Source organism: Streptomyces sp. NPDC001406, assembly GCF_042895285.1.
Lineage (GTDB): Bacteria > Actinomycetota > Actinomycetes > Streptomycetales > Streptomycetaceae > Streptomyces.
The window spans coordinates 1-26,882 of record NZ_JBIAWG010000025.1; the positions used below are offsets into that span (position 1 = coordinate 1).

The 26,882-nt window shown below is 72.4% G+C and carries 18 protein-coding genes, 2 tRNA genes, 1 pseudogene and 1 riboswitch; of the genes and pseudogenes, 9 read left to right on the forward strand and 12 right to left on the reverse strand.

The window, feature by feature from the left end; all coding sequences use genetic code 11:
• Positions 1 to 498: 498 nt before the first annotated feature.
• Positions 499 to 1,059 carry a MarR family winged helix-turn-helix transcriptional regulator gene (locus tag ACFY1J_RS41570; protein WP_390712277.1) on the reverse strand — a complete coding sequence of 187 codons (561 nt, stop codon included), beginning with the start codon at positions 1,057 to 1,059 and terminating at the stop codon, positions 499 to 501.
• A gap of 129 nt (positions 1,060 to 1,188) precedes the next feature.
• Here ACFY1J_RS41570 and ACFY1J_RS41575 point away from each other — a divergent pair, with 129 nt between their 5' ends.
• Positions 1,189 to 2,475, forward strand: coding sequence for an MFS transporter (locus ACFY1J_RS41575; RefSeq protein ID WP_390733035.1), 1,287 nt, complete (start codon positions 1,189 to 1,191; stop codon positions 2,473 to 2,475).
• 89 nt (positions 2,476 to 2,564) lie between these two features.
• Here ACFY1J_RS41575 and ACFY1J_RS41580 read toward each other — a convergent pair whose 3' ends face one another.
• The 3 genes from ACFY1J_RS41580 to ACFY1J_RS41590 all read right to left on the reverse strand — a co-directional run bounded on the left by ACFY1J_RS41580 (position 2,565) and on the right by ACFY1J_RS41590 (position 6,663).
• Positions 2,565 to 3,380 carry a class I SAM-dependent methyltransferase gene (locus tag ACFY1J_RS41580; RefSeq protein ID WP_390712278.1) on the reverse strand — a complete coding sequence of 272 codons (816 nt, stop codon included), beginning with the start codon at positions 3,378 to 3,380 and terminating at the stop codon, positions 2,565 to 2,567.
• Between the two features lie 32 nt (positions 3,381 to 3,412).
• The gene (locus ACFY1J_RS41585) at positions 3,413 to 5,071 is read right to left on the reverse strand and encodes a SpoIIE family protein phosphatase (RefSeq protein ID WP_390712279.1); all 1,659 of its coding nucleotides are present in this window, start codon (positions 5,069 to 5,071) and stop codon (positions 3,413 to 3,415) included.
• 212 nt (positions 5,072 to 5,283) lie between these two features.
• Positions 5,284 to 6,663 (reverse strand): NAD(P)/FAD-dependent oxidoreductase, encoded by a 1,380-nt coding sequence (locus ACFY1J_RS41590; RefSeq protein WP_390712280.1) that lies wholly within the window; start codon positions 6,661 to 6,663, stop codon positions 5,284 to 5,286.
• 379 nt (positions 6,664 to 7,042) lie between these two features.
• On the opposite strand from ACFY1J_RS41590, the gene ACFY1J_RS41595 reads away from it, so the two are divergent.
• Together ACFY1J_RS41595 and ACFY1J_RS41600 are read left to right on the forward strand one after the other, a co-directional pair.
• Positions 7,043 to 7,816 carry a TetR/AcrR family transcriptional regulator gene (locus ACFY1J_RS41595; protein WP_390712281.1) on the forward strand — a complete coding sequence of 258 codons (774 nt, stop codon included), beginning with the start codon at positions 7,043 to 7,045 and terminating at the stop codon, positions 7,814 to 7,816.
• A gap of 207 nt (positions 7,817 to 8,023) precedes the next feature.
• The gene (locus tag ACFY1J_RS41600) at positions 8,024 to 9,952 is read left to right on the forward strand and encodes a sigma-70 family RNA polymerase sigma factor (RefSeq protein WP_390733036.1); all 1,929 of its coding nucleotides are present in this window, start codon (positions 8,024 to 8,026) and stop codon (positions 9,950 to 9,952) included.
• On the opposite strand, the gene ACFY1J_RS41605 is transcribed toward ACFY1J_RS41600, so the two are convergent.
• Positions 9,939 to 13,238: a BTAD domain-containing putative transcriptional regulator gene (locus ACFY1J_RS41605; protein WP_390733037.1), complete on the reverse strand. Its 3,300-nt coding sequence runs from the start codon at positions 13,236 to 13,238 to the stop codon at positions 9,939 to 9,941. The two genes, ACFY1J_RS41600 and ACFY1J_RS41605, sit on opposite strands and share 14 nt — an antisense overlap.
• A 138-nt stretch (positions 13,239 to 13,376) precedes the next feature.
• Positions 13,377 to 15,470, reverse strand: coding sequence for an asparagine synthase-related protein (locus ACFY1J_RS41610; protein ID WP_390712284.1), 2,094 nt, complete (start codon positions 15,468 to 15,470; stop codon positions 13,377 to 13,379).
• Positions 15,471 to 16,164: 694 nt separating this feature from the next.
• Between ACFY1J_RS41610 and ACFY1J_RS41615 the strand changes: the two genes are divergently transcribed.
• The 4 genes from ACFY1J_RS41615 to ACFY1J_RS41630 all read left to right on the forward strand — a co-directional run bounded on the left by ACFY1J_RS41615 (position 16,165) and on the right by ACFY1J_RS41630 (position 21,091).
• Positions 16,165 to 17,586: an MFS transporter gene (locus tag ACFY1J_RS41615; RefSeq protein ID WP_390712285.1), complete on the forward strand. Its 1,422-nt coding sequence runs from the start codon at positions 16,165 to 16,167 to the stop codon at positions 17,584 to 17,586.
• 76 nt (positions 17,587 to 17,662) lie between these two features.
• On the forward strand, positions 17,663 to 18,880 hold the full coding sequence (lhgO, locus tag ACFY1J_RS41620) for an L-2-hydroxyglutarate oxidase (RefSeq protein WP_390712286.1): 1,218 nt from the start codon (positions 17,663 to 17,665) through the stop codon (positions 18,878 to 18,880).
• Between the two features lie 41 nt (positions 18,881 to 18,921).
• Positions 18,922 to 19,746 carry a tRNA (guanosine(46)-N7)-methyltransferase TrmB gene (gene trmB, locus ACFY1J_RS41625; protein ID WP_390712287.1) on the forward strand — a complete coding sequence of 275 codons (825 nt, stop codon included), beginning with the start codon at positions 18,922 to 18,924 and terminating at the stop codon, positions 19,744 to 19,746.
• A gap of 10 nt (positions 19,747 to 19,756) precedes the next feature.
• Entirely contained in the window at positions 19,757 to 21,091 is a 1,335-nt protein-coding gene (locus tag ACFY1J_RS41630; protein WP_390712288.1) for a PrsW family intramembrane metalloprotease, read from the forward strand.
• Between the two features lie 27 nt (positions 21,092 to 21,118).
• Here the strand turns inward: ACFY1J_RS41630 and ACFY1J_RS41635 are convergent.
• From ACFY1J_RS41635 to ACFY1J_RS41650, 4 genes and pseudogenes are all read right to left on the reverse strand, one after another.
• A pseudogene (locus ACFY1J_RS41635) lies at positions 21,119 to 22,092 on the reverse strand (aldo/keto reductase).
• A 128-nt stretch (positions 22,093 to 22,220) separates the two neighbouring features.
• Complete coding sequence (locus ACFY1J_RS41640) at positions 22,221 to 23,261, reverse strand: M23 family metallopeptidase (RefSeq protein ID WP_390712289.1); 1,041 nt, start codon at positions 23,259 to 23,261, stop codon at positions 22,221 to 22,223.
• 7 nt (positions 23,262 to 23,268) lie between these two features.
• A riboswitch (cyclic di-AMP (ydaO/yuaA leader) is annotated at positions 23,269 to 23,428 on the reverse strand.
• A gap of 299 nt (positions 23,429 to 23,727) precedes the next feature.
• Positions 23,728 to 23,801, reverse strand: a tRNA-Met gene (locus ACFY1J_RS41645).
• 49 nt (positions 23,802 to 23,850) lie between these two features.
• Positions 23,851 to 24,987: a dihydrofolate reductase family protein gene (locus ACFY1J_RS41650; protein WP_390712290.1), complete on the reverse strand. Its 1,137-nt coding sequence runs from the start codon at positions 24,985 to 24,987 to the stop codon at positions 23,851 to 23,853.
• 107 nt (positions 24,988 to 25,094) lie between these two features.
• On the opposite strand from ACFY1J_RS41650, the gene ACFY1J_RS41655 reads away from it, so the two are divergent.
• Both ACFY1J_RS41655 and ribA read left to right on the forward strand, forming a co-directional pair.
• Entirely contained in the window at positions 25,095 to 25,610 is a 516-nt protein-coding gene (locus tag ACFY1J_RS41655; RefSeq protein WP_390712291.1) for a MarR family winged helix-turn-helix transcriptional regulator, read from the forward strand.
• A 105-nt stretch (positions 25,611 to 25,715) separates the two neighbouring features.
• Complete coding sequence (gene ribA, locus ACFY1J_RS41660; RefSeq protein WP_390712292.1) at positions 25,716 to 26,351, forward strand: GTP cyclohydrolase II; 636 nt, start codon at positions 25,716 to 25,718, stop codon at positions 26,349 to 26,351.
• Positions 26,352 to 26,420: 69 nt separating this feature from the next.
• Here the strand turns inward: ribA and ACFY1J_RS41665 are convergent.
• Together ACFY1J_RS41665 and ACFY1J_RS41670 are read right to left on the reverse strand one after the other, a co-directional pair.
• A tRNA-Lys gene (locus ACFY1J_RS41665) sits at positions 26,421 to 26,493 on the reverse strand.
• A gap of 188 nt (positions 26,494 to 26,681) precedes the next feature.
• Positions 26,682 to 26,882: hypothetical protein (locus ACFY1J_RS41670; RefSeq protein WP_390733038.1), on the reverse strand; the 201-nt coding region annotated here is incomplete at its 5' end.

The window sequence follows — 26,882 nt, forward strand, 5'->3', positions numbered from 1 at the left end:
TGACTTTTGGCACGCTGTTGAGTTCTCAAGGAACGGACGCTTCCTTTGTACTCACCCTCTCGGGCTTTCCTCCGGGCGCTTCCCTTCGGTCTTGCTTTTCCGACTCTATCAGATCTTTTCTCGACCCGATTTCCTCGGTGCTTTCCAGGTTCTCGCTCTCGCGTTTCCCTTTCCGGCGGTTCCGACTCTATCAGATCCTTTCGGGCCTGATTCCCAGTCAGCGGGGTTTGTCCTCGCGGCCGTTGGGCCGTTCCGACGTCTCAAACCTTAGCGGATCCTCTCGGCAGTTCCTAATCGAGCTGCCGTGTCCGAATCGAATTGAATTCGGGCACGCCGAATTCAACCCGGCTGGGTGATCGTGCTGATGGTTTGGGCTGCCGCTGCTGCGGCGGGAGGTGCTGTCGCAGAACCGTTACGGTCCCGTGGCAACCCGAAGAACTTTACGGATCGGGCAGGGGGCTGTCAAGCGCCCTCTGTCAAGATCTTTTCTGCCGGACGTCAGTCCAGGTCGGAGAGGCGCCCGCCGGCGTCCGGCTGGGCGTGCTCCACCCTGCGGAGCAGCCGGGTGAGGACTTCCCCGAGCACCGTGCGCTCCTCCGCGGAGAGGTCCTGGAGGAGGTCCTCCTCGAAGACGGAAGCGAGGCGCATGGCCTCCAGCCATTTCTCGCGGCCCTCGGGGGTCAGCTCCACGATCACCCGAACGCGGTTGGACTCGTCCCGCTCACGGGTGACGAGGCCCTCCGCCACCATCCGGTCGATGCGGTGGGTCATCGCGGCCGGCGTGAGGCCGAGGCGCTTGGCCAGGTCGCTGGGGCCCAGGCGGTAGGGGGCGCCGGAGAGGACGAGGGCCTTGAGGACCTCCCACTCGGCGTTGCTGATGCCGAGGGCGGAGGTCTGGCGGCCGTAGGCGACGTTCATGCGGCGGTTCAGGCGGGACAGCGCCGAGACGATCTTCTCGACCTGGGGGTCGAGGTCCTGGAACTCGCGCTGGTAGGCGGCGATCTGCTCTTCGAGGGTCGGCTCGCCGCCGATGCCGATGGTGCCGGAGGTGTCGCCCATGGGGGCAAGTATCGCATGGGGCCGCTTGGCGTTGAAGTCCTTGGATGTGTACTCTTTAGCTTCGAACTTTATCTTCGAAGTCTTCGGTTCTAAGTACTGAGACACACCAACTACCTGAGAGAGGTGAACGTGACCAGGGCGATGGGCGCAGCGATGCGCCGGATCCACGTGGGCAACGCACTCAGCGCGTTCGGGCTCGGCTTCACCGTCCCCTACCTGTACGTCTATGTGGCGCAGGTGCGGGGTCTTGGAGCCATGACAGCGGGGCTGGTCCTCGCCGTCTTCGCCGTGGCCGCGCTCATCGTGCTGCCGTTCGCCGGCCGGGCGATCGTACGGCGCGGCCCGCTGCCGGTCCTGCTCGCCGCCCTGGTCATGGCCGCACTGGGCGCCCTGAGCCTGGGGCTCGCGGGCAATGCGCCTGCCGTGCTCCTCTCCGCGGCGGCGCTCGGGGCAGGGCAGGCCGTGATGCAGCCGGCGCTGGCGACGATGATCGTGGACTGCTCGTCGGCGGAGACTCGGTCGCGGGCGTTCGCGACGCAGTTCTTCCTGCAGAACCTCGGGCTCGGGGTCGGCGGGCTCATCGGCGGCCATCTGGTCGACACCACGCACGTCTCCTCCTTCACGCTCCTGTTCGCGATCGAGGCGGCGATGTTCCTGCTGCTCGTCGTGATCATGTCGACGGTGCGGATGCCGCACTCGCCGCGGATCGAGGACGCCCCCGCGCGGTCGGCGAAGGGCAGCTGGAAGCAGCTGCTCGACAACCGGGCCATGGTGCAGCTGTCCGTGCTGGGCTTCGTGCTGTTCTTCGCCTGCTACGGACAGTTCGAGTCCGGGCTGGCCGCGTTCGGTGTCGAGGCCGCGGGGATCTCCACCTCCGCGCTCGGTACGGCGCTGGCCGCGAACACCCTGATGATCGTGGTTGCGCAGTTCGCCGTGCTGAAGTTCGTCGAGCGCCGTCGCCGCTCCCGGGTGATCGCCGCCGTGGGCCTGATCTGGGCCGTGGCGTGGGTCGTGGCCGGGTACGCGGGTCTGGGGCACGGCAGTCAGGAGATGGCCACGGCCGCGTTCGTGTCGACGTACGCGCTGTTCGGGCTGGGTGAGGCGATGCTGTCACCGACCGTCGCCCCGCTGGTGGCCGATCTGGCGCCGGAGGGGATGGCGGGGCAGTACAACTCCGCCTTCGCCCTGGTGAAGCAGCTGGCGCTGGCCGTCGGGCCCGCGGTGGGCGGGCCGATGGCGGCCTCGCTGCACACGTCGTACATCGTGACGTTCCTGCTGTTCTCGCTGGGCATCACCGCCCTCGCGCTCCGGCTGGGGCGGCAGCTCACCGCCGCGCAGGACCGGCCCTGGCAGGCGAGGAGCCGGGTCGTGGCGCGAGGCGCGGCGCCCGCGGAGCCGGTGGTCGCCGAGGCGTGAGCACGGCGAAGGCGGCCGTCACCTTCGGGTGGCGGCCGCCTTCTGCTTCACCGGATCGCGCGGTCTCGTTGCCGGATCGCGCTGTGCCTCTACCGGATCGCGGTCGCCAGGATCGCGGTGAAGGGGAGTGTCGGCCTGCCGTCGGGGCCCGTGCGGTCGGCGAGGCGGGCGGCGATCGAGTGGCCCGCGGCGACGAGCGTCTCCTCGCCGTGGGTTTCGGCGAGCCGCTGGCCCCAGGGCAGGACGGAGAGATGGCCCGGGGCGAAGTCCGCGAGCGGGGGCAGGGCGATGCCGAAGGTGATCTCGCGCGTCGTGACGTCGTGGCAGCCCGCCTTGCCGAGGGCGTCGGTCAGCCGGTCGGCCGTACAGGCGAAGGCGGTGCCGAAGGCGGCCGCGGCTTCGTCGCCGCCGTACTCCTTGATGGCTTCGTACTGGGCGGTGAGGTACGGCGAGAGGCTCATGTCGGCCCAGACGGTGGCCGCGAAGCGACCGGAGGGGCGCATGACACGGGCCGTCTCCGTGAGGGCCTCGGTGAGGTCGGGGAAGAACTGCGCGCCCTGTTGGCAGACGACCGCGTCGAAGGTTGCGTCGGGGTAGGGGAGCCGGTCGGCGGAGGCCTCGGTGAACTCGATGTCGGGGTACAGGCGTGGATGGTGGGCGACGGCCACCTTGAGCATGCCGGTGTTGACGTCGACGCCGCGGACGCGGCCGGCGGGGCCGACCTGGGCGGCGGCCGCGCGGGCGGCGAAGCCGGTGCCGCAGGCGAGGTCGAGGACGACATCGCCTGGGCACAGGTCCACGGCGTCGAGCAACGCCGTCGTGAAGGGCGCCATCAGCGGCGCCACATACTCCTCATAGCGCTCGGGAGCGCTTCCCTTGAGCTGAAATCCCGGTTCGTCTGCCATGGGGAGCTAGTAGCACCGCGGAGCGGGTTCGCCTAGATGGCGCGCGGCAGCACGAACTCGCACCACACCGCCTTCCCGCCGCCCGGGGTCCGCCGGGATCCCCAGTTCGAGGCGATCGTCGCCACGATGGCGATGCCCCGGCCCGACTCGTCGGCCGGTTCCGCGCGCCGGCGGCGCGGGAGGTGGTCGTCGCCGTCGGTGACCTCGACGATGAGGCGGCGGTCGGTGCGGCGGAGTCTCAGACGCATGGGCGGGGTGCCGTGCTGCAGGGAGTTGGCGACCAGTTCGCTGGTGGCGAGGACGCCCAGGTCGTGCAGTTCGGCGGGGAAACGCCAGCTGGTCAGCACGCCGGAGGCGAACGCACGCGCGCGTGGGGCCGCTTCCACTCCGCCGAGGAGTTCCAGGGCCGCGTTGCGGAAGAGGTCGCCGTCGGGGCCCGTGCGGGCCGGGTGCTGGAGGACCAGGACCGCCACGTCGTCGTCGTGGTCGGCCGTGACGCCCGCGGTGCGGACCAGGCGGTCGCACACCACCTGGGGTGTCCCTGTCGCCCCCGCCAGTGCCCGCTCCAGTGACGCGATGCCCTCGTCCAGGTCCTCGTCCCGGCGCTCGACCAGGCCGTCCGTGTAGAGGACCGCGGTCGAGCCGGGGCCCAGCGGGATCGAGCCCGACGCGTGCATCCAGCCGCCCGTGCCGAGCGGGGGACCGGTCGGCTCGTCGGCGCGCAGCACCGTGCCGCTCTCGTCGCGGACCAGGATGGGCAGGTGCCCGGCGGAGGCGTACACCAGCTGGCCCTCGTTCGGGTCGTGGATGGCGTACACGCAGGTGGCGATCTGGTTGGCGTCGATCTCCGTGGCGAGGCCGTCCAGGAGCTGGAGGACCTCGTGCGGGGGCAGGTCCAGGCGGGCGTACGCGCGCACCGCCGTGCGGAGCTGGCCCATCACCGCGGCCGCCCGTACCCCCCTGCCCATCACGTCGCCGATCACCAGGGCCGTGCGGCCGCCGCCCAGGGTGATCACGTCGTACCAGTCGCCGCCGACCGCGGACTCGGTGCCGCCGGGCTGGTAGGTCGCCGCGATCCTCAGGTCGTCCGGCTCTTCCAGCTCCTGGGGGAGCAGGCTCCGCTGCAGGGTCACGGCGGTCTCGCGCTGGCGGCGTTCGCTGGCGCGGAGGCGTTCGGCGGCCTCGGCGTGGTCGGTGACGTCGGTGGCGAAGACCAGCACCGCGCCGTCGCCGCCGTCCCGGACGCCGTTCTCGGCCGCCGGGGTGCAGGTGAAGGTGTAGGAGCGGCCGTCGGGGGCCCTGCGGGACTTGAGCGTGCGGGGCTTGCCGCTGCGCAGGACCTGGTCGAGGAGGGGCAGCAGGCCCAGTTCGGCGAGCTCCGGGAGGGCCTCGCGGGCGGGTTCGCCGAGCGGCCGCTGGCCGAACGCCGCGGCGTAGGCGTCGTTGACGTAGGCGATGCGGTGGTCGGGGCCGTGGACCAGGGCGACGAGGGCCGGGACGCGGTCGAGGACCTCGCGCGCGGGGAGCTCGTCGACGGCGGGCACGGACGGTGCGTCGTCGGTCAGTTGTTCGGCGCGGGCCGCGGGCACGGAGCCTTCCCCCCGCCGGTCCGGAGTGACCGCGTGCTCGGTCCGCGCTGCGGCGCGGCGCTGCGTTCCGGGGAGCCGGGCGCTCCAGCGCGTGAAGTTCACGAATCCTTGCCTCGTGTCGTCGTGGTCGGCCGGCACCGGATCCGGCCGGGGGTCCGGGGGTTGCCCCCGGGAATTGCGGTGCTCGGGAAAAGCCTCATGGGTGCTGAGGGCGGGCGGATGCCCGTCCAAGGTCGTGGGGCAGTCTGGCAGGCCGGCCGACCGCGGCAACATCCGTCAGACGCCGGAGCGGCTCGGGGAGTTCCTCGGTCCGGTCAGGACGACCCCTTCGGGTCGTCCGAGGGGTCGTGATGAGGCTTTCCACCGGCCGCGAGTTCGAACTCCGCGCGGGGATGTTCGAGCGAGCCCAGGGAGACGATCTCCCGCTTGAAGAGTCCGGAGAGGGTCCATTCGGCGAGTACGCGGGCCTTGCGGTTGAAGGTGGGCACCCTGCTGAGGTGGTAGACGCGGTGCATGAACCAGGCAGGGTAGCCCTTCAGCTTGCGGCCGTAGACCTGTGCTACGCCCTTGTGCAGTCCGAGTGAGGCGACGGCACCGGCGTAGGAGTGCGCATAGGTGTCGAGGGGCTCGCCGCGCAGGACGTGCGCGATGTTGTCGCCGAGGACCCTGGCCTGGCGTACCGCATGCTGGGCGTTGGGCGCGGTCTCCTTGCCCGGCTCCTGAGCCGTGACGTCGGGGACGGCTGCGGCGTCGCCCGCGCTCCACGCGTGTTCCACGCCGTCGACGGTCAGCTGGGCGGTGCACCTGAGGCGGCCGCGGCCGTCGAGCGGCAGGTCGGTGGCGGCGAGGACCGGGTGCGGTCTGACGCCGGCGGTCCACACGACCGTACGGGTCGGCAAGCGCTGGCCGTCACTCAGTACGGCGATTCGGTCGACGCAGGATTCGAGGCGGGTCTCCAGGAGGACCTGGATGTTGCGGCGGCGCAGTTCGGTCAGGGTGTAGCGGCCCATCTCCGCGCCGACCTCGGGGAGGATCCGGTCGGCGGCCTCGACGAGGATCCACTTCATGTCCTCGGGCCGGACGTTGTGGTAGTAGCGCGTGGCGTAGCGGGCCATGTCCTCGAGTTCGGCCAGTGCCTCGACTCCGGCGTAGCCGCCGCCCACGAAGACGAAGGTGAGGGCCGCGTCGCGGATGGCGGGGTCGCGGGTGGAGGAGGCGATGTCCATCTGCTCAAGGACGTGGTTGCGCAGGCCGATGGCCTCCTCGACGGTCTTGAAACCGACGGCGTGCTCGGCGAGGCCGGGGATGGGGAGCGTGCGCGCGATCGAGCCGGGGGCGAGGACGAGTTCGTCGTAGGCGAGGCGCTCGGCGCCCCTGCCCTCCTCCTCGGTGGCGAGCGTGGTGAGGGTGGCCGTCCGCGTGGTGTGGTCCACGGCCACCACCTCGCCGACGACGACATGGCACTGGTCCAGGACGCGGCGCAGCGGTACGACGACATGACGAGGAGAAATCGAACCGGCGGCCGCTTCGGGCAGGAACGGCTGATACGTCATGTACGGATCCGGAGTGACGACAGTGATGTCGACGTCGCCCCGCCTGAGCTCCTGTTTCAGCCTCCGCTGAAGTCGCAGGGCGGTGTACATCCCGACGTAGCCGCCGCCGACAACGAGAATGCGCGCACGTTCCTTCACCATCCCATGACGCACCCGGCGCTCTTGTTTGTCCACAGCCTCGACAATTTGTGTGACCGGCGACCTGGTGATCGCGGCGGCGCCGGGGCTGTCGAAGCCGGGAGAAAGCGGGCAGGTCAGCGGGGGCGGACACGAGGGCGCCAGAGTGCGCAAACGGGACGTATGCGCTCCGTACTCCGATCGGGGGGCGCTCCGTGCGGAACCTGCCCCTTCTGAATTGACTCCCTCTCAACTATGTTCGTGTGTCGACGGGGTGTAGGGGATGTGGTCGAACGGGTCCGCGACGGGCGGTCCCGCTCAGGGAACGGTGCCAGTTCCGCGCACTCCGGATTCAGTGGCGGGGAGTCTCCGGGGGGAGACGTCATTAACCGGGGGAACGCTTATGCATATTCAGGACACGCATTGGTCTTCGGCGAACGCCATCGCACCCGCCGGCGGTGCGATGGGCGCGGCGGCGGGCAACGGACGCGCGGACGGGTCGCGCACGACGCCGCTGCGGGTGGACGCACAGCGCAATCTGGAGCACGTGCTGCGAGCGGCGCGCGAGGTCTTCGGCGAGCTGGGTTACGGCGCTCCGATGGAGGACGTGGCGCGGCGCGCGCGGGTCGGTGTGGGCACGGTGTACCGGCGCTTCCCGAGCAAGGACGTCCTGGTCCGGCGGATAGCCGAGGAGGAGACCTCCCGGCTGACCGACCAGGCGCGGGCGGCGCTCGGGCAGGAGGACGAGCCGTGGTCGGCGCTGTCGCGCTTCCTGCGCACGTCGGTGGCCTCGGGGGCCGGACGGCTGCTGCCGCCGCAGGTGCTGCGGGTCGGCGTCCAGGAGGACGGCACCGAGGACGCGGGCTCCGCGGCCGAGGAGGCTCGGGTGCCGCAGCAGCGGAGCCAGCCGGGCGCCGGTGAGCTGCGGCTGGTGTCCGAGAAGCCGGCCGCTGCCGCGGACGACGACGCGGGTGCGGCGGCGCTGCTCGAAGTGGTCGGCCGGCTCGTGGAGCGGGCCCGTGCGGCGGGCGAACTGCGGCCGGACGTGTCGGTGTCCGACGTACTGCTGGTGATCGCCACGGCGGCCCCGTCGCTGCCGGACGCGGCCCAGCAGGCGGCGGCCTCGGCACGGCTGCTGGACATCCTGCTGGAGGGGCTGCGTTCGCGTCCCGCGTGAGCGGTGCGGCCTTTGCACACGCCGATCAAGTACCCGGCGGGGTCGGCTCGTTGAGCCCTCCCCGTCCGGGTGAAGGCCGGTACCGGCCGGACGGCAAGTCCGCTCGGACGAGTGGATGGCTCGTACTCGGGGGTCCTGAACCAAGGCCGGTATGGCACTCTGACCCGGTGATCGGGTCGGGCTTGCAGGCGTCGGGGGCTTTCCGCGATGAGCGTTGACGGGTGGGACGAGTCCCTCGGTGACGGTGACGCTGACGCCGGCGGGCTGACCGCGCCCCAGGTGCCCAGCCAGGGAGGCCGGGCGGACGTACCTCGCTCCGACGACCCGGCGCGCTCCGACGACCCGGCGAAGGGCAGCGTCCCGGCCCAGCGCGAGAGCAGCCCCCTGCCGTCGCGTGCGGCGGCGCCGGGCGACGGCGAGCTGATCGAACGGATGCGTGCGGGCGACGACACGGCGTACGAGGAGCTGTACCGGCGCCACGCGGACGCCGTGCGCCGCTACGCGCGCTCCTGCTGCCGCGACGCCCACACCGCGGACGATCTGACCGCCGAGGTCTTCGCCCGCATGCTCCAGGCGGTGCGCGGCGGCTCGGGACCCGAGCACGCCGTACGCGCCTATCTGCTCACCTCCGTCAGGCGGGTGGCCGCACACTGGACGAAGTCGTCCCGGCGCGAGCAGCTCGTCGACGACTTCGCGGTCTTCGCCGCTCATGCCACGCGCGCGTCCGAGGTGCCGGGCGACGGCACACTCACCCTGGGCGCCGATGTGCGGGCCCTGCACGAGGCCGAGCAGTCTCTCGCCATGCGCGCCTTCCGCTCGCTGCCCGAGCGCTGGCAGGCCGTGCTGTGGCACACCGAGGTGGAGGACGAGTCGCCGAGCGAGGTGGCCGTCCTGTTCGGGCTGGACGCCAACGGCACGCGCGTGCTCGCCAGCCGCGCCCGCGAGGGCCTCAAGCAGGCCTACCTCCAGGCCCATGTCAGCGCCACGCTCGGCGGCGACGCGCAATGCGCGCGCTACGCCGACCAGCTCGGCACGTACGCCCGCCGCAAGCTGCGCATCCGCGCCGAGCGGGGCCTGCGCAAGCACCTGGCGGAGTGCGCCGGCTGCCGGCTGGCGGCCGCCCAGATCGAGGAGGTCGCGAGCGGGATCCCCGCGGTCGTCCCGGTCGCGGTCATCGGCTGGTTCGGCGCCGCCGGGTACGCCAAGGCGCTCGGGATCATCGCCACCGGCGCCGGAGTGGGCGCCGCGGGCGCGGCCGTCACGGCCGGTGCCGGCTCGTCCGGCGGGGCGGGCGGTGGCGCGGCGGCTGCCGAGGGGCTGGCCGGGTCGGTGAAGGCCGGTATCGCGGCCGGTGTGGTGGCGGTCGGGGTCGCCACGGTGGCGCTCGCCCTCCTGAACGACGGCCACCCGGCCAAGGACGTCGCCAAGCCGTCCTCCTCGCCGTCGGTCGCCCAGCCGCAGTCGCCGGCCCCCACGCCCTCGAAGACGCCGCCCACACCGACGGCACCGGGCATCGTCCCCGTGGCCGCCCCGACGCCGGCCCGCACCCCGTCCAGCGCACCCGGACAGAGCCCGAACCCGACATCGAGCCCGAGCGCGAGCCGGACCCCGGCCCCCTCACCGAAGCCCACGCCGACACCGACACCGACGCCCACCCGCACCCCCGCTCCGCCCACGACACCCGCACCCCCTCCGGCGCCGGTCGTCTACCAGTGGAGCGATCTGCGGTACGACATCACCGGCGACGGCAGCAAGCCCGAGATGCGGCTGGCCGAGAGCAGCTGGGTGTGGCGGCGCTACGGCCTGTCCGTCGCCGACCAGCACTACGCGCGCGGTGTGACCGTCCACGGCGTCTCCTCCGTCACCGTCGACCTCAACCGGGAGTGCTCCGCGTACGACGCGATGGCCGGCGTCGACGACCTGACCCTGGGACTCGGCAAGGTCTACTTCTCCGTCTACGCCGACGGCGTCCGGCTGTGGCGGTCCGGGATGGTCAAGGGCGGCGCTTCGGCCGTCCCCGTCCATGTGAACCTGGCCGGGCACCGCACCGTACGGCTGGTGGTCGAGCCGCACAGCAACGCCTTCGACGCCGCGGCGCTCGCCGACTGGGCCGACGCGAGGTTCACCTGCCGCTAGGGGCGTCAAGTCCGCCGCTGGCGGTGGGCGTGCGGTCCAGCTCCCGCAGTACGTCGTCCGTGGTGTAGGACGCTCCCCGGGCGCGCTCGGCCGCATACCGGGCGGGGGGCAGCTGCGCCCGGGCCGTGGTGTCGACGGCCGCCGCGCGGGTGCGCTCCGGCTCGGGGCGTGGATGGCCGACGCGCCAGTGGTCGGCGGCCGTGAACAGCCGTACCGCACCCGCGAGATCGCCGAGCCGGGCCATCAGGTCGGCCGCGATGTCCACGAGCCCTGCCGTGATCGACTCGGCGCACCGCCGTTGCACTGCCTCGCGCAGCACCTCGGCCACGACCGGCAGAGCGTGCGCGGGACCGGACTCGCCGGCCGTGATCAGGGCCTCGACCGCGCCCAGGCCCGCCGTGAACTGGGGCGGGGCGTTTCCGCCCGCCATCGCCCGGCGCGTGGCCTCGAACAGCTCGCGCGCGCGGACCATGTCTCCGGCGTCCTGGGCGATGTGCGCCCGCAGCAGCAGGATGAAGGCCCGGGACTCCGCCACCCCGTACTGGTCGGCCGCCGCGGCCGCCTCGTCCAGGGCGGAAAGCGCCGCCGCCCGGTCGCCCGAGCGGTAGGCGATCTCGGCGAGCCGCGCGATCAGGAACGGCGACTCGGCGTATCCGCCCACCTCGTAGGCGAGACGCAGCGCCTCCTCGTACTCGCGCCCGGCCTCCTCGAACCGGCCGCGTGCCATGGCCGCCTCGCCGGCCGCGCTGCACACCTGGGCCCGCATCCAGCGGTCCCCCACCCGCCGGCTGAGCACCCGCAGCTCCGCCAGGTCCTCGTCGACGCCCCGCAGATTGCCGGGCGAGTCGACGACCACGTGGGTGCGGTACATCAGGCTGACGCCGACCGCCCAGTCGTCGCCGTGGAGACGGCAGTTGGCGACCGCCGCATCCATGTCGGGGCCCACCTCCGCCGGACCGCCCAGGTAGTAGGCGGTGAGCGGCCAGACGATGCCCGGCAGCCGCGCGGACCGCGGCCCGCCGTGCTCGAAGACGGCCCGCACGCGCGCGATGTACTCCGGGGCCCGCTCGTCCGTCAGCAGGTCCGGGGCGCCGGTCTCGGACGTCAGGAACATATGGAGCATCCGCAGGTCCATGCGCAGGTCGCGCAGGGGATGGCCCGCCTCCGCGTCGGGGGCCGCGAGAAAGGCGCCCACCGGGTCGGCGGAGGCGGCGAGCCGCGCCCGAGCCGTGGCGTCCTCGGGCAGGGCGTCCACGGCGACGCCCAGGCGCAGCACCGCCCCCACCCAGTCCACGGCCTCCTGGCGGTAGTTGCGCAGCCACCAGAACCAGCCGACCGCGAGGACGAGCGCGCCCGCCGTCTCCTCGTCGCCGTCGCGCAGGGTGCGGTCGAGGGCGGCGCGGATGTTGTCCAGTTCGGTCTCCAGGCGGGAGATCCACGGCAGTTGGGCCCCGGACCTCAGCAGCGGTTCCGCCCGCTCGGTCAGGGCGCGCACCCACGCGCGGTGCCGCAGTTCGGCCGCGGCGCGCAACTCGGGGACCTCGGTGGCGCGCTCTCCGGCGTACTCCTGGATGGTCTCCAGCATGCGGTACCGCATGCCGTCCAGGGCGTCCGAGCCGTCCGGTGCGGCGACGACGAGGGACTTGTCGACGAGCGCCCCGATCAGCTCCGACGCCGGGCCCGTGCACACGGCCTCCGCCGCCGCGAGATCCCAGCCGCCGGCGAACACCGACACCTCGCGCAACACCGTCCGCTCCCGCTCGTCGAGGAGCTCCCAGGACCAGTCGACCACGGCACGCAGGGTCTGCTGGCGGGGCAGGACCGTACGGCTGCCGGAGGTGAGGAGGCGGAAGCGGTCGTCGAGGCGGTCGGCGATCTGCCGGGGGGTGAGCAGCCGCAGCCGGGCGGCGGCGAGCTCGATGGCGAGGGGGAGGCCGTCGAGGCGCCGGCAGATCTCGTCGACCGCCTCCTTGTCGTGGAGCACGGCGTCGGCGTCGGGACGGACGGCCGCCGCGCGCTCCTCGAAGAGGCGGTGCGCCTGCTCGGGGACGAGGGGTTCGACCGGGCGCACCGACTCACCGGGGACGCCCAGGGCTTCACGGCTGGTGGCGAGGATCGTGAGGCCCGGGCAGCGGGTGAGCAGTGTCTCGGCGAGGCCGGCGGCCGCGCCGATGACGTGTTCGCAGTTGTCAAGGATCAGGAGTTGGCTGCGCGGGGCGCAGTACTCGACGAGCAGGGCGACCGGGTCGTCCTGGTGGGTGGCCAGTTCGCTGGTCATGAGGACGGTCTCGCGCAGACCGAGCGCGCTGACCACCGCGCCCGGCACCGCCTCGGGCCGGTCGAGCGGGGCGAGTTCGACCAGCCATGCCTGCGGGAGCCCGGCGGCGGCCTCCTCGGCGAGACGGGTCTTGCCCGAGCCGCCCGGTCCGGTGAGGGTGACGAGGCGGGCCCTGCGCAATTCGGAACGAACGGCCGCGAGCTCGGGTTCCCGGCCGACGAAGGACGTCAGGCGGGGGCGCAGATTGCCGGTGCGCTCGCGGAACCGGCCGAGGGGGGAGACAGCGGGAGCCTCCTGCGTGAGCAACTCCGCGTGGAGGGCTTTGAGTTCCTGGCCGGGGTCGGCGCCCAGGCCGTCGGCGAGGGTGCGGCGGGCGGTGTCGTACGCGGCGAGGGCGTCGGCGGTGCGGCCGGTGTCGCGCAGGGCGCGGATGAGGAGGGCGTGCAGCGGTTCGTCGTACGGGTGGGCCGTGGTGAGCTCCGTCAGCTCCGGTACGACCTCGGGGGCGCGGCCGAGTCGGAGGGCGGCGGCCGCCCGGGCCCGGGTCGCCTCCAGGCGCAGGGCCTGCGGGCGGGTCGCGGCGGTGCGGTCGGGGAGGTCGGCGAGGGCGGGGCCGTACCAGAGGGCGAGGGCCTCGGTGAGGGCGCGGAAGGCGGTGGCCGGGTCCCCCCGGTCGAGGGCGGCGGTGCCGTCGCGCACGAGCCGCTCGAAGACGTGCAGGTCGACGTCGTCCCCAGTGGCCTCCAGGCGGTAGCCGCCGGGGCCGGAGGAGACGGTGTGCTTTCCGACGGTACGGCGCAGGCGGCCGACCAGCGCCTGGAGCGCGGCCGTGGCGTCCTGGGGCGGGTCGTCCGCCCAGACCTCGTCGATCAGGGTGTCGGGGGGTGTGGTGCGGCCGGGGCGCAGGGCGAGGGCGGTGAGGAGCGCACGCAGCCGGGCGCCGCCGAGGGGGATGGAGGTGCCCTGGTCGTCCGTCGCTCGGGCAACGCCCAGGATTCTGTACCGCACCGGGTCATTGTCGCCGGGGTGGCGAGCGGGGGCACGGAGTTTCGGGGCGCGGTCGTCCCGCTGCGGTGGGGCGGCGCCGAGGAGCACTTGGCACCGGTCCGGCGTCGCCCGCTTCAGGGCGGTGCCCGGTGCAGGCGCCTACCCCCGTCGCGCGGCGGCCCCCGCCCCCAGCGCCCCCCGCTGGGGCGTGATCCCCGCCGGCACCGCACGCGCGCGTGCCGGGGTGCCCGTCCAGCAGGTGCCCCTGCGGGCCAGCAGCCGGCGCAGCCACAGCTCCAGGGAGACCAGGTCCGCCAGGCCGTCCAGCGGCAGCGGCTCGCCCGCGGCCGCCCCGCGCAGTGCCTTGCGGACCACGCGGGCCTCGATCAGGCCCGCCTCCGCGAGGAGGGGGGTGGTGAAGAGGGAGACGAGGGAGTCGGCGGCCACGCGCAGGCCCGTGCGGGCGGCGGCGGCCGAGGAGGCGTGGGAGGGGGCGCCCCAGCCGGGCGGGAGGTCGGTGACGCCGGCGCCCTCCAGGACCGTACGGAGGATGGCGGCGCGGGCGCCGGGCTGGACCCTGAGGGCCTCGGGGAGTTCGCGGCAGGCGCGGACCACCTGGTTGTCGAGGAACGGGGCGTGCAGCCGCTGGGAGCGGATCTCGGCGGCCTGTTCCAGCACCCGGATGTCCGCCGCGTGCCGGGCCAGCGCCGCACGCGCGCGGTAGTCGCCGGGCCGCTGGCCGGGGCCCACTCCGGAGCGGTTCGCCGAACTCTGGAGCAGAACCGATACTTCAGCCAGTGCCTCTCCGGTCAGCCAGCGCGCCGCGGGCCCCGGTCTGGCCCAGGTGAGCGCCGCGAGGGACGCTCCGACCGCGCCTCCGGGTTCGTCGAACCGCCGGCGCAGCAGGCGTTCGGCGAGCACTTCCACGCCCGCCCGGTACGGCGTCCGCGCCAGCCGCCGTGCCGCGCTGTACACGCGCGCGGGGACCATCACCGAACCGTCCGCCTTGGCCAGTGCCGCGACCGGACGCACCAGGTGGCGCCGTTTGCGGTCCATCAGCAGGTCCGCCAAGCGGGCCGGGTGGGCGTCCAGGACCTGGCGGGCGCCGTAGCCGGTGAAGTGGTCCGCGCTGCCCGACGCGAGGCGCGCCCGATGCCGGGCCGCCAGGACGAGCGAGGGTGCCGGCTCGTCCGTGAGCGGGCCGTCCAGGTCGGCGTACGGCAGTACCTCCTCGCCGCCGGCCACCACGACGTGGTGCAGGCGCGGGTTGGACGCGAGGCTCCCCGCCCGCTCCAGTTCGGCCTCGCGGCCCCCGACGGCCAGGTCGTTGAAGGTGACGGCCAGCAGCCGCTCACCGGCGCCGGTGCCATGTCCGAGGATCGTGCCCGGCATGCCCGGGAGGCCGGCGGCCAGCAGGGCCAGCGTCCCCGAGGCGGAGCCGCCGCTCAGGTCCGCGCCGATCCCGGGTACGGGCATCCCGCGCGCGGCACGCCGTTCGGCCGGGCCCATGCCGGGCACCGGGCCGGGGTCGATGTCGGGGACGTGCCGGGGTGCCGACAGACGAGCGCGCACCGCCTCCACGAGCGCGTCCCGCACGGCGTCCACCGCCCTGTCCGGGTCGGCCGAGGGCGCCGCCACGGCGAGGGAGGCGACCGGCTCGTACCCGGCGATCTCGCGCGCGCCCGCACGCAGGATCAGGGCATGTCCCGGCGGAACGCGCCGCACGCCGTCGTACGGCGTCGAATCGTGCAGCGCGGCCGGTACGTCGGGAGCGGCGAGCAGCGCCGCGAGGTGGCCGAAGTCGAGGTTGGCCTCGATGAGGTCGGCGAGCGGCAGCGCGGCCGTCGCGTACGCGGTGCCGCCGGCCCAGGGGGTGTAGAACACCGGGCGGGCGCCCGCGAGATCGCCGCAGACGGTGACGCGGCGGCCTACCTGGACGACGGCCGTGTAACTGCCGGACCAGGCCGTCAGATGCCGAAGTGCCCCTCCGCGCGCGGTGAACAGGCCGAGCCGCAACTCCTCGTCGGAGGCACCGCAGGTGCCGAGGACGGCGATGCGGTTCTGGGCGTCGGCCCTGATCACCCGCACCTCGTCCGGGCGCCAGTCGCCGACCGCCCACAGCGGATCGGGGTCGCCCCACAGGAGTTGGGAGCCGATCGGGTGCACGGTCTCGCCGTCGTGTCCGGTCGCGCCCGCGGAGCCGATCGCGCCGGCACCGGCGGCGGCGCTGCTCCATCCCACCAACCACCGCATCGACGCCTCCACAGGCTGTGGACAACCAGTGCACGGTACGAACCGGTTCACCATGCTGCCATGAAGAACGCGCCCCCGAGGTGCGGCGGCGCCTCCTTCCGCCGATGGAATGCGCCCACGCGCGCGTGCCCGTGGCGAAGCGAACCCCCGTGCGAGACAAGGGAACTGCGACTCGAATGCGCCCCCGAAATGCTCCCCGAAAACGCCCTTCGCGCCCTCAAGTCCCGTGGTAGGAGCGGTAATCACCCGCGAGCAGCGGGGTCGATTTTCGGCCAAATCGCAGACGCAGAAACAGGTTCGAGCACGCTCCGTACAGGCTCGGCGCAGCGCGCCGACAGCGCACAGTCCGGGAGGCGGGCACCGCCTCCCGGACCGGTCCGCCACCCGCGGGGATGAAGGTGGCGGTGTCCCCCAGCCCACTGGATCCAGTACAGCGGGCCGACCCACGCACGATCCATGGAACCGCTCCCCACGTGGCCGGAGAAGAGCGCACGGACGGGCGCACGGCCACACGACGGGGGCACGTCGCGACATGCCGTGCACGGTGCGTACAGGGCCGGCACTTCGCCACGGACCACAATCCCGCCAACCGGAACAATGCCCCTTAACGCTTGGGATGCGGCGAACTACGCTGGGTTTACGAATGCCGCGTGGTTATGCCAGCGCGGCAGCCGTCTGTGTCGAGGGGTGGCGCATGTCCAGGGAGCAACGCGGGCCGAACGAAAAGCTCGGCGCCGTTCTCGCCCTCGCGGGAATCAGCAACGCAGGACTCGCGCGACGCGTCAACGATCTTGGCGCTCAACGCGGGTTGACTCTTCGCTACGACAAGACCTCGGTCGCGCGCTGGGTGTCGAAGGGCATGGTGCCGCAGGGTGCCGCGCCCCACCTCATCGCGGCCGCGATCGGCCAGAAGCTCGGCCGCCCGGTGCCGCTCCACGAGATCGGCCTGGCGGACGCGGACCCCGCACCCGAAGTGGGCCTCGCCTTCCCCAGAGACGTAGGACAGGCGGTGCGGTCGGCGACGGAGCTGTACCGTCTCGACCTCGCCGGCCGCCGGGCCGGCTCCGGCGGCATCTGGCAGTCCCTGGCCGGATCATTCGCGGTGAGCGCATACGCAACGCCCGCCTCACGGTGGCTGATAACCCCCGCCGACAGCTCGGTCGCACGGGACGCAAACCCCTCCGAGGGCTCCGGCGCACCGATCAAAGTCGGCCACAGCGATGTGCAGAAACTGCGGGAAGCCGCCGAGGACGCCAGGCGCTGGGACTCCAAATACGGAGGCGGCGACTGGCGTTCGTCCATGGTGCCCGAGTGTTTACGGGTGGAGGCGGCACCGCTGCTGCTCGGCTCGTACTCCGACGAAGTCGGCCGCGCCCTGTTCGGGGCCTCCGCCGAACTCACCCGTCTCGCGGGCTGGATGGCCTTCGACACGGGCCAGCAGGAGGCCGCACAGCGGTACTACATCCAGGCGCTGCGCCTCGCCCGCGCGGCCGCCGACGTCCCCCTCGGGGGCTATGTCCTGGCCTCCATGTCCCTGCAGGCGACCTACCGGGGCTTCGGCGACGAGGGCGTCGACCTCGCGCAGGCCGCCGTCGAGCGCAACCGGGGTCTGGCCACCGCCCGCACCATGAGCTTCTTCCGCCTGGTCGAGGCACGCGCGCACGCACGCGCCAGTGACGCACAGGCGGCCGGCGCGGCCCTGAAGGCCGCCGAGGGCTGGCTGGAGCGGGCCCGGGAGGGCGACAACGATCCGACCTGGCTCGGCTTCTACTCCTACGACCGTTTCGCCGCCGACGCCGCCGAGTGCTACCGCGATCTGAAGGCACCACGGCAGGTCCGGCGCTTCACGGAGCAGGCACTATCGAAGCCGACGGAGGAGTTCGTGCGGTCGCACGGGCTGCGGCTGGTCGTCTCGGCGGTCGCCGAACTGGAGTCGGGCAATCTCGACGCGGCGTGCGAGCAGGGGGTGCGGGCCGTGGAGGTCGCGGGGCGGATATCGTCCGCGCGCACCACGGAGTACGTGAAGGATCTGCTTCACCGGCTGGAGCCGTACGGCGACGAACCGCGTGTGGTCGAGCTGCGGGAGCGGGCACGACCACTCTTGGCTCACGCGTAGGCGCTCCGCCTCGCCGGCCCCTCCCCCTGCGTTTGAAGACACTGTCAGTGGCGCAGTGCACTATCGATGCCAGGAGGTGGTGCAGGTGCGGGAGGTCGCGTACGACTGCGACGTGCTGGTGGTCGGCGGTGGGATCGTCGGGCTGTCCACGGCGTATGCGATCACGCGTGCCGCGCCGGGCACGCGGGTGACCGTGCTGGAGAAGGAGCCGGGACCGGCCCGGCACCAGACGGGGCGCAACAGCGGCGTGATCCACAGCGGGATCTACTACCGGCCCGGCTCGCTCAAGGCGCGGTACGCGGTGCGGGGCGCCGCCGAAATGGTGAAGTTCTGTGCCGAGTACGGCATCGCGCACGCCGTCACCGGCAAGCTGATCGTCGCCACCGAGCGGTCCGAGCTGCCGCGGCTGCACGCCCTGGTGCAGCGCGGCCGGGAGAACGGGATACCGGTGCGGGAGCTGGGCGCCGCACAGATCGCCGAGTACGAGCCGGAGGTGCAGGGCCTCGCGGCCATACACGTCGGGACGACGGGCGTGGCCGACTTCGCCGGGGTCGCACGGCAGCTCGCCGAGGCGTCCGGGGCCGAGATCCGGTACGGGGCACGGGTGGTGCAGGTGGACCGCCGCCCGGAGCTGGGGGTCGCCGTGCGGACGGCGGGCGGGGACATCGTGCGCGGGCGGGTGCTGGTGAACTGCGCCGGGCTGTACTGCGACGAGGTGGCCCGGCTGACCGGCGACGAGCCCGAGGTGCGGATCGTGCCCTTCCGGGGCGAGTACTACGAGCTGGCACGGCCCGGACTGGTGCGGGGACTGGTGTATCCGGTGCCGGACCCGGCGTTCCCGTTCCTCGGCGTGCATCTCACGCGCGGGATCGACGGGGGCGTGCACGTCGGCCCCAACGCGGTGCCCGCCCTGGCCCGGGAGGGGTACGGCTGGGGGGTCGTACGGCCGCGTGAGGTGGCGGGCACGCTGGCCTGGCCCGGGGCGTGGGCGATGGCCCGGCAGCACTGGCGGTACGGGGCGGGGGAGTTTTGGCGCTCGGTGTCGAAACCGGCGTTCACGGAGGCGGTGCGCAGACTGTTGCCCGCCGTGCGGCCGGACGACCTGGTGCGGGCGGCCCCGGGAGTGCGCGCGCAGGCCGTCCTGCGGGACGGGACGCTCGTCGACGACTTCCTGATCCGGGAGGGAGCACGGACCGTGCACGTGCTGAACGCACCGTCTCCGGCGGCCACGGCCTCGCTGCCGATCGGCAGGTCGGTGGCGCGCCGGGCGCTGGCCGTGCTGGGCTCGTCCTGACCGGTTCCCCGTGTCCCTGCTCGCGTAAAATCGTCACCACTGTGTCTGAGTTCCTGAACACCCCCGAATCCCCCCGGCACGTCCCCGGCGTCTCCGTCCGGCACACCCGCGCCAAGGGTGAGCCGCGCTTCCCGGACGGCCCCAAGGCCGATCCCGCCGGATCGCACTTCGAGCGGCGGATCCGGAGCTTCCAGCCGCGGCGCAGCCGGGTGACCGCGGGGCAGGCCGACGCGCTGCAGCGGCTGTGGCCCAAGTGGGGACTCGACATCGACGGGCAGCGGGTCATCGACCTGGCCGAGCTGTTCGGGAACGACAAGCCCGTGGTGCTGGAGATCGGGTTCGGCATGGGCGAGGCCACCGCGCAGATGGCCGCCGGGAACCCCGACCTCAACATCCTCGCCGTCGACGTGCACACCCCGGGGCAGGGCAACCTGCTCAACCTCTGCGACCAGAACGGGCTGTCCAACGTCCGGGTCGGCAACGGGGACGCGATCATCCTGCTCCGCGAGATGCTCACGCCCGACTCGCTCGACGGGCTGCGCGTCTACTTCCCCGACCCCTGGCCGAAGAAGCGGCATCACAAGCGGCGGCTGATCCAGCCGGAGTTCCTCGGCCTGGCCGCCACCCGCCTCAGACCGGGGGCGATCGTGCACTGCGCGACGGACTGGGCGCCGTACGCCGAGCAGATGCTCGAAGTGCTGACCGCGCACCCGGACTTCGAGAACACCCGCCCCGACGGCGGTTTCTCGCCGCGCCCCGACTTCCGGCCGCTGACCCGTTTCGAGGGTCAGGGACTGGACAAGGGTCATGTGGTGAACGATCTGCTCTTCCGCCGCGTACAGCACCGGGAGCAGCAGCGACGTTAGGGTCAATGCCGTGACCGCCTTTCCCCCGTATCCGACGCACCCCGCCGGCCCCGACGTCGGTGCGCTCCATCACCCGCGCTGGTGGCAGCGCAGGTGGGTGCGGTACGGGGCGCTCATCACCCTGCTCGCGCTCTCCGGGCTCGTCATCCTCGCCCTGGTCCGCGAACAGACCGGCACGGAAGGGTTCCTGGTCGGGATCTGTCTCGCCGTGCTGCCCGTGCCCCTGCTCATAGCCGCCTTCCGCTGGCTCGACCGGGTCGAGCCGGGGCCCTGGCGGAACCTGCTCTTCGCGTTCGCCTGGGGCGCCTGCGCGGCGGCGCTGATAGCCATCGTGGCCAACAGCTTCGCGACGCGCTGGATAGCCACGGCCACCGCCGATCCGTCCAGCGCCGACACCCTCGGCGCCACCGTCATAGCGCCCATCGTGGAGGAGTCCTCCAAAGCGGCGGCCGTGCTTCTCGTCTTCCTGTTCCGCAGACGGGACTTCACCGGGATCGTGGACGGCGTGGTGATAGCCGGCGTCACCGCCACCGGCTTCGCCTTCACCGAGAACATCCTCTATCTCGGTACCGCCTTCGGCACCGACCAGATCACCGGCGACCGCGGCATCGCCTCCGTCACGGCCGCGACGTTCTTCGTGCGCGTCGTCATGTCCCCGTTCGCGCACCCCCTCTTCACCGTCCTCACCGGCATCGGCTTCGGCATCGCCGCGCTCTCCGCCGAGCGGCAGCATGTGCGGCGGGTGCTGGTGCCGCTCGGCGGGCTGCTGCTCGCGATGAGCATGCACGCGTTCTGGAACGGCTCCTCGACCTTCGGCCCGTACGGCTTCTTCGCCGTGTACGGGGCGTTCATGGTGCCCGCGTTCGGCCTGCTGACCTGGCTGGCGATCTGGACGCGGCAGCGTGAGCTGCGGACCGTGCGGGAGGAGCTGCCGGTGTATGTCTTCGCCGGATGGCTGGGCCCCGCCGAGCCGTTCGTGCTCGGCTCGATGCGGGCGCGGCAGATGGCCCGGGACTACGCCGGCCACCACCTGGGCAAGCAGGCGGCGCGCGCCGTGGGGCAGTACGAGGCGGACGCGACGGCACTGGCGTTCCTGCGCCACCGCGGGCGCCGGGGCCGTGCGGGGGCCGACTACGTCGTACGGGAGCGGGAGTTGCTGGCCGAGCTGTGGAAGCGGCGCCAGGTGGCCCGACCGGCGATGGAGTACGCGGCCCGGACGTCCGCGCCGCCCCGTCCGGTGTACGGGCCGCAGGTGCCGTACGGAATGCCTGCGCCGTACGGGATGCCTGCGCCGTACGGGTACCCGGCGGCACCGTATCCCGCGTACAACCCCTATCAGCCTTAGGCCGCCGCGGACAGGCGTGGCACGCCGTTACGCCGACGCCTCCGTCAGCCGCGCCAGTTCCTTCTCCGACAGCCGCAGCTCGGCCACCGCCAGCAGCGCCGGGAGCTGTTCCACCGTGCGTGCCGAGGCGATCGGTGCGGTCACCGTCGGCCGGGCCGCCAGCCAGGCCAGGGCCACCGTGGGGACGGGGGCCTCGTGGGCGGCGGCGATCTCGTCCAGGGCGGTCAGCACCCGTCGGCCGCGCTCGGTGCCGAGGTGCTTGGCCGCGCCCTTGGCACGCGCGCTGTCCACCGTCGTACCGGGCCGGTACTTGCCCGTGAGGAAACCGGCGGCCAGGGAGAAGTAGGGGACGGCCGCGAGGCCGTTGCGGATGACGACGTCCTGCAAAGCACCCTCGTAGGTGTCGCGGGACACGAGGTTGTAGTGGGGCTGGAGCGCCACGTACCGGGCCAGGCCCTCGCGGTCGGAGAAGTCCAGGGACGCCTGGAGGCGGTCCGCGGTGATGTTGGAGGCGGCGATGTGCCGCACCTTGCCCGCCTTCACCAGCTCGTCCAGCGCGCCGACGATCTCCTCGACCGGCACTTCCGGCTTGTCGAAGTGGGGGTAGTAGAGATCGATGTAGTCGGTGTCCAGGCGCCGCAGGGAGGCGTCGGCGGCGGCCTTGATGTTGGCGGCGGTCAGGCCCGGGAAGTCGGGGTGCTGGCTGACCTTGGTCGCGATCACGACGTCGGACCGGTTGCCGCGGGCCTTGACCCTCCCCCAAGCTCTTCGAGCAGGGGGGACCCCCAGCCGATGATCGTCTCGGACTCGCCGCCCTGGTGGCCCTCGATCCACGCGGAGTAGGAGTCGGCGGTGTCGACGAAATTGCCGCCGGCGGCCGTGTAGGCGTCCAGGACGGCGAAGGAGGAGGTCTCGTCGGCGGTCCAGCCGAAGACGTTGCCGCCGAGGGCGAGCGGGAAGACCTCCAGGTCGGAGGAGCCGAGCTTACGAAGAGAAGTCATGATCTATGACAACGGTCACACCGGATCGAAAGATTCCGGATACGCCCGCAAAGATCCCGCAAACACCTGACCGGCGGTCCTGACGTCCGGGGGGTGCCGTCAGGACCGCCGGCGGTCGACAGGGTGGGTCAGGGGTTGAGGCCCTTGCCCCGCAGCCAGGTCATCGGGTCGATCCCGGTGGCCTGGCCGCCCGGGTGGACCTCCAGGTGCAGATGCGGGCCCGTGACGTTGCCGGTGGCGCCGACGCGGCCGATGACGTCGCCGGTGCTGACCTTCTGCCCGGCGGAGACGCTGATCGAGGACTGGTGGCAGAACCACAGCTCGGTGCCGTCGTCGAGGGTGAGGATCGTGCGGTAGCCGTAGGAGCCGGCCCAGCCCGCCTCGGTGATCGTGCCGCTGTGGATGGCCTTGATGAGCGTGCCCGTGGGCGCGGCGAAGTCGAGGCCGGTGTGGTAGCCGGAGGACCACATGGCGCCGGCCTGACCGAAGGTCGAGGTGATCGTGTACGAGGAGGTCGGCAGCGTGTACTGCTTGGCCAGCTCGGCCAGGCGCGCGGCCTCGGCCTTCCTCTTGGCCTCGGCCTCCGCCCTCGCCTTGGCGTCGGCGGCCTTGGCGGCGGCCTCCTTCTCGGCCTTGGCGGCCGCGGCGGCGACCTGCTTGTCCGCGGCGGCCCCGGCAGCGGCGGCGGCCTTGGTCTCGACCTGGCCCTGCTGCTTCTCGGCCTGGGCCATGATGCGGTTGCGCAGTGCCTCACCGGCGTCGGAGGCGCCCTGGGTGCGGTCGGCGGAGGTCATGCCGACGCTGCTGAGCGCGGTCGCGGAGCCCTTGCTGGGGGCGTCGTCCGGGGTGCTGTCGCCGAGCAGGGAGCCGACGGAGGGCAGGTCGGGCATGGAGATGGAGACCGGCGGCTTGCCGGTGTTGGCGCTGGCCATGCCGCCCGCGCCGACGGCGGCTATGACGCCGACGCCCAGGACCGTGGAGCTGCGGGCGAGTCCGCCGCCGCGCTGCTTGCCGACGCGGTGCCGGCCGCGTACCGGGCTGAGGGACTCCTCGGTGGGGTTCCACTCCTCCCACGGGCCCTCGTCGGTGCGGTAGCTGCCGTAGCCGAAGGTCTCGGTGTGCTCGCTCGGCACGTATGGGGCTGTGGGGGCAGGCCGGTTGGACGCCACGCGGGCGTACTCCTTTCCTTCCGTCGCCTACCGGGTTAGCTGACGGGTTCGGAGCAGGAAGGTCTCCTACGCGCGTATACCGGCCGTGCCTCCACGGCGGCATCCGCGTGATTCACCCCAAGGTGGTGGTTCCCCGGTTCCCTTGCGGGATTCGGCGCGTGCGCACGGAGCCGACTCTTGTGACGGCTGGGACGACCGCGCTGCGTTATCGAACGTTAATAGACCCGGCTGTCAGATTCCAAGCCGTTCTGCTTGATCATTAACGTTTTTACGGGCGGACTTACACGCCATGACCGGTAGAAATCGGGCGAGTTGACCGCAGTACATGAGTCACAACGTTTTTGATGGTGACTCAGATGTTATGCGGAGGGCTTTCGTCCGGTCACTCTTCGTGATAGTCGCCTGGTCGTCGCCAAAACACTCAGGGCCGGAATCCATCAACTGGATTCCGGCCCTGAGCCTTGAGTAGCGGGGACAGGATTTGAACCTGCGACCTCTGGGTTATGAGCCCAGCGAGCTACCGAGCTGCTCCACCCCGCGTCGGTGTGCCTTAAGCATACGCCATGCTCAGGGGTGCTTGCGCACGGGTTTATCCGCGGGCCGACAGATGGTGGTTCGGCGCCTTGGCCCGGTCCTCGTACTCGGGCAGCACGACGACGTCCACGCCCTCGCCCCTCAGCAGCCCGCTGCCGTCGGCGCCCGGCACGAACGTGTCCGGCTCTCGCCAGGCCGTGACCACCCGTCGTACCCCGGCGTCCAGGATCAGCCGCGCACAGGGAGCGGGCCGCGACGCCCGGCGTGCGCAGGGCTCCAGGCTGCTGTAGACCGTGGCGGCGGCCAGCCTCGGGTCGGCCGGGTCGACCTTGGCCAGCGCAGCCTCCTCGGCGTGCACGACCGGGTCGTCGCCCTCCCGCGAGTGACCCCGGGCCAGCTCGGTGCCGTCGGCGGCCACCACGACCGCGCCCACGCTGAAGGCGGTCTCCGAGGGCGGGCACAGCGCCGCGAGGTCGCAGGCGATCCGCATCCAGTGCCGGTCCGCCGCGGCGACCGACCGCCCGGTGCCGGGTGCCGTCGGCTCGTACCGCATCAGTACGACGTCCTCGATGCGACGCGACTCCACGAGCCGGAGCCGCCCGCCCTGGTAGCCCCCGGGGCCGAACAGCCGGGGCGCCGCCGGGTCCCCCACCAGGAGCGGGGCGAGGACCAGCTGGAGTTCGTCGGCGAGGCCCTGGCGGAGCAGCTGGGTGTGGATGGTGCCGCCGCCCTCGACCATCAGCCGACGCACCCCGCGCTCCTCGTACAGGTGCGTGAGCAGCGCCGGCCAGTCGAGGTCGGGGCCGAGCGGGACGACATCGGCGGCGAGGCCCAGTCCGCGGGCGCGCTCGGCGCCCTTCTCCGTCGTATAGAGGACCTTCTCGCCGCCCGTGTGCCAGAACTTCGCGTCCGGGTCCAGCTCGCCGGAGCCGCTGACGGTGACCTTGAGGGGGTACTCGGGCCGGCCCGCGGCCACGCGGGCGGCGCGCCGCTCGGGCGAGTTGACCAGGAGCCGCGGGTTGTCGGCGCGGATCGTGCCGGCGCCGACCAGGATCGCGTCGACCGACGCCCGCACCTCGTCGACCCGGTCGAAGTCGGCCGGGCTGGACAGGAGCAGCCGCTCGGGGCCGGTGTCGTCCAGACAGCCGTCGAGGGAGACGGCTGCGGACAGCAGGACGTACGGGTACGGCATCGGCGCGCTCTCCCTGACGAAGGCTGAAGGACCTATGGACGAAGACTGATGGACCGGGACTGACGTACGGGCTTGGTTCAAGTTTGAAACAAACTTACACTGGCGGTATGACGACCCGCTGGCTCACCCCCGAGGAGCAGCGCGCCTGGCGCGCGTACATCGCCGGCAGTCTGCTCCTGGAGGACGCGATCGACCGGCAGCTCCAGCAGGACACCGGCATGCCGCACCTGTACTACTCCATCCTGGCCAACCTCTCCGAGGCGCCGGAGCACAGTCTGCGCATGACCGACCTCGCCGAGAAGTCGAAGATCACCCGGAGCCGGCTGACCTACGCCGTGACCCGGCTGGAGAAGGACCGCCTGGTACGGCGTGAGGGCTGCCCCTCCGACAAGCGGGGCAGCATCGCCGTCCTGACCGACGAGGGCAGGGCCGTGCTGGAGCGTGCGGCGCCGGGTCATGTGGCGACCGTACGCGCCTCCCTCTTCGATCACCTCGGCCCGGAGCAGGTACGGCAGCTGGAGGAGATCTTCGGCGGGATCGCCGAGGCGCTCCAGGGCGAGGACGCGCGGTGTGCGCCGGACGACGTGCCATGGCGCCGCCGGTCGCCGAAGTCCTGTTCGTGACGCCCGCGACAGACTCCGCAAATCCGTTGCTTCAAATTTAAAGCATGGGGTAGGGTTCCCGGCAACTGATTCAAAACTGAAACTCCTGAACCCCGGAGAACCCGCATGCCCGACACCCCAGCCGCCACACCGCGCGCCCGCGTCCGGGTACCGCTGCGCTTCCACGACGGTTACAGCGTCGACGCCGAACTCGTCACCTTCCACGGCCTGGCCGACGGCCAGGAACACATCGCCGTCGTCCTCGGCGACCCCGGACCCGTCCCCCTGGTCCGGCTGCACTCCGAGTGCCTGACCGGCGACGTCTTCGGCTCGGCCCGCTGCGACTGCGGCCCGCAGCTGCGCGAGGCGGTCGAGCGCATCGCCGACCGCGGCGGCGTGCTGCTCTACCTCCGCCAGGAGGGCCGCGGCATCGGGCTCTACAACAAGCTCGACGCGTACGCCCTCCAGGACCAGGGCCTGGACACCTACGAGGCGAACGCCGCGCTGGGCCTGCCGGAGGACGCCCGCGACTACACGGCCGCCGCCCAGATGCTGCGCGCCCTCGGCATCGGGGAACTCGACCTGCTCTCCAACAACCCCGACAAGGCCGAACAGCTGCGCGCCCTCGGCATCACCGTCCACGACCGCGTCCCGACGGGCGTCTTCACCACCGCCCACAACGTCCGCTACCTGCGGGCCAAGGTCCTGCAGACCCAGCACACACTGCCGCTGGGCAAGTTGACGGAACTCAGCGCGGGCTGACCCCACGCACACCGCAGCGGAAAAGACGTGAGCCCCGCTCCGGACGAAATCCGGACCGGGGCTCTCCCGTAGGCCCTGTGGGACTCGAACCCACAACCAATGGATTAAAAGTCCACTGCTCTGCCAATTGAGCTAAGGGCCCAGGCGATGTTGCCTACCTGAGCATAGCCGGACGGAGCCGAGTCTCCGATCGGGTATCGGGGACCCGGCCGCGTCGGACGGCAGAACAGGCCGGAAAGGGTACGGATCGACCGGCGGCCCGGGTGCCGCGATGGACGACGAAGGGCCCGTACGACCGGAGTCGTACGGGCCCTTGCAGGTCACTCGGCGTCAGCCGTTGCGCTTCCAGCGCGGCTTGTCGTCGCGGCGGCCGAAGGAGCCGGTGCCGCGGTGGTCGTCACGACGGCCGTACGGGCGGTCGTGGCCGGCGGAGCGGAAGCCGGGGCGGTCGTCACGGCGGTCCCGGTTGAACGGGCGGTCGCTGCTACGGTGCCCACCGCGCTCGTCACGGCGGAAGCCACCGCGGTCGAC

Coding starts and splice junctions, on each gene's coding strand:
- ACFY1J_RS41600 (WP_390733036.1), top strand. CDS start 8,024: ATGAGCGTTGACGGGTGGGACGAGTCCCTCGGTGACGGTGACGCTGAC.
- ACFY1J_RS41650 (WP_390712290.1), bottom strand. CDS start 24,987: ATGCCGTACCCGTACGTCCTGCTGTCCGCAGCCGTCTCCCTCGACGGC.
- ACFY1J_RS41655 (WP_390712291.1), top strand. CDS start 25,095: ATGACGACCCGCTGGCTCACCCCCGAGGAGCAGCGCGCCTGGCGCGCG.
- ACFY1J_RS41610 (WP_390712284.1), bottom strand. CDS start 15,470: ATGCGGTGGTTGGTGGGATGGAGCAGCGCCGCCGCCGGTGCCGGCGCG.
- ACFY1J_RS41595 (WP_390712281.1), top strand. CDS start 7,043: ATGCATATTCAGGACACGCATTGGTCTTCGGCGAACGCCATCGCACCC.
- ACFY1J_RS41590 (WP_390712280.1), bottom strand. CDS start 6,663: ATGGTGAAGGAACGTGCGCGCATTCTCGTTGTCGGCGGCGGCTACGTC.
- ACFY1J_RS41570 (WP_390712277.1), bottom strand. CDS start 1,059: ATGGGCGACACCTCCGGCACCATCGGCATCGGCGGCGAGCCGACCCTC.
- ACFY1J_RS41580 (WP_390712278.1), bottom strand. CDS start 3,380: ATGGCAGACGAACCGGGATTTCAGCTCAAGGGAAGCGCTCCCGAGCGC.
- ribA (WP_390712292.1), top strand. CDS start 25,716: ATGCCCGACACCCCAGCCGCCACACCGCGCGCCCGCGTCCGGGTACCG.
- ACFY1J_RS41615 (WP_390712285.1), top strand. CDS start 16,165: ATGTCCAGGGAGCAACGCGGGCCGAACGAAAAGCTCGGCGCCGTTCTC.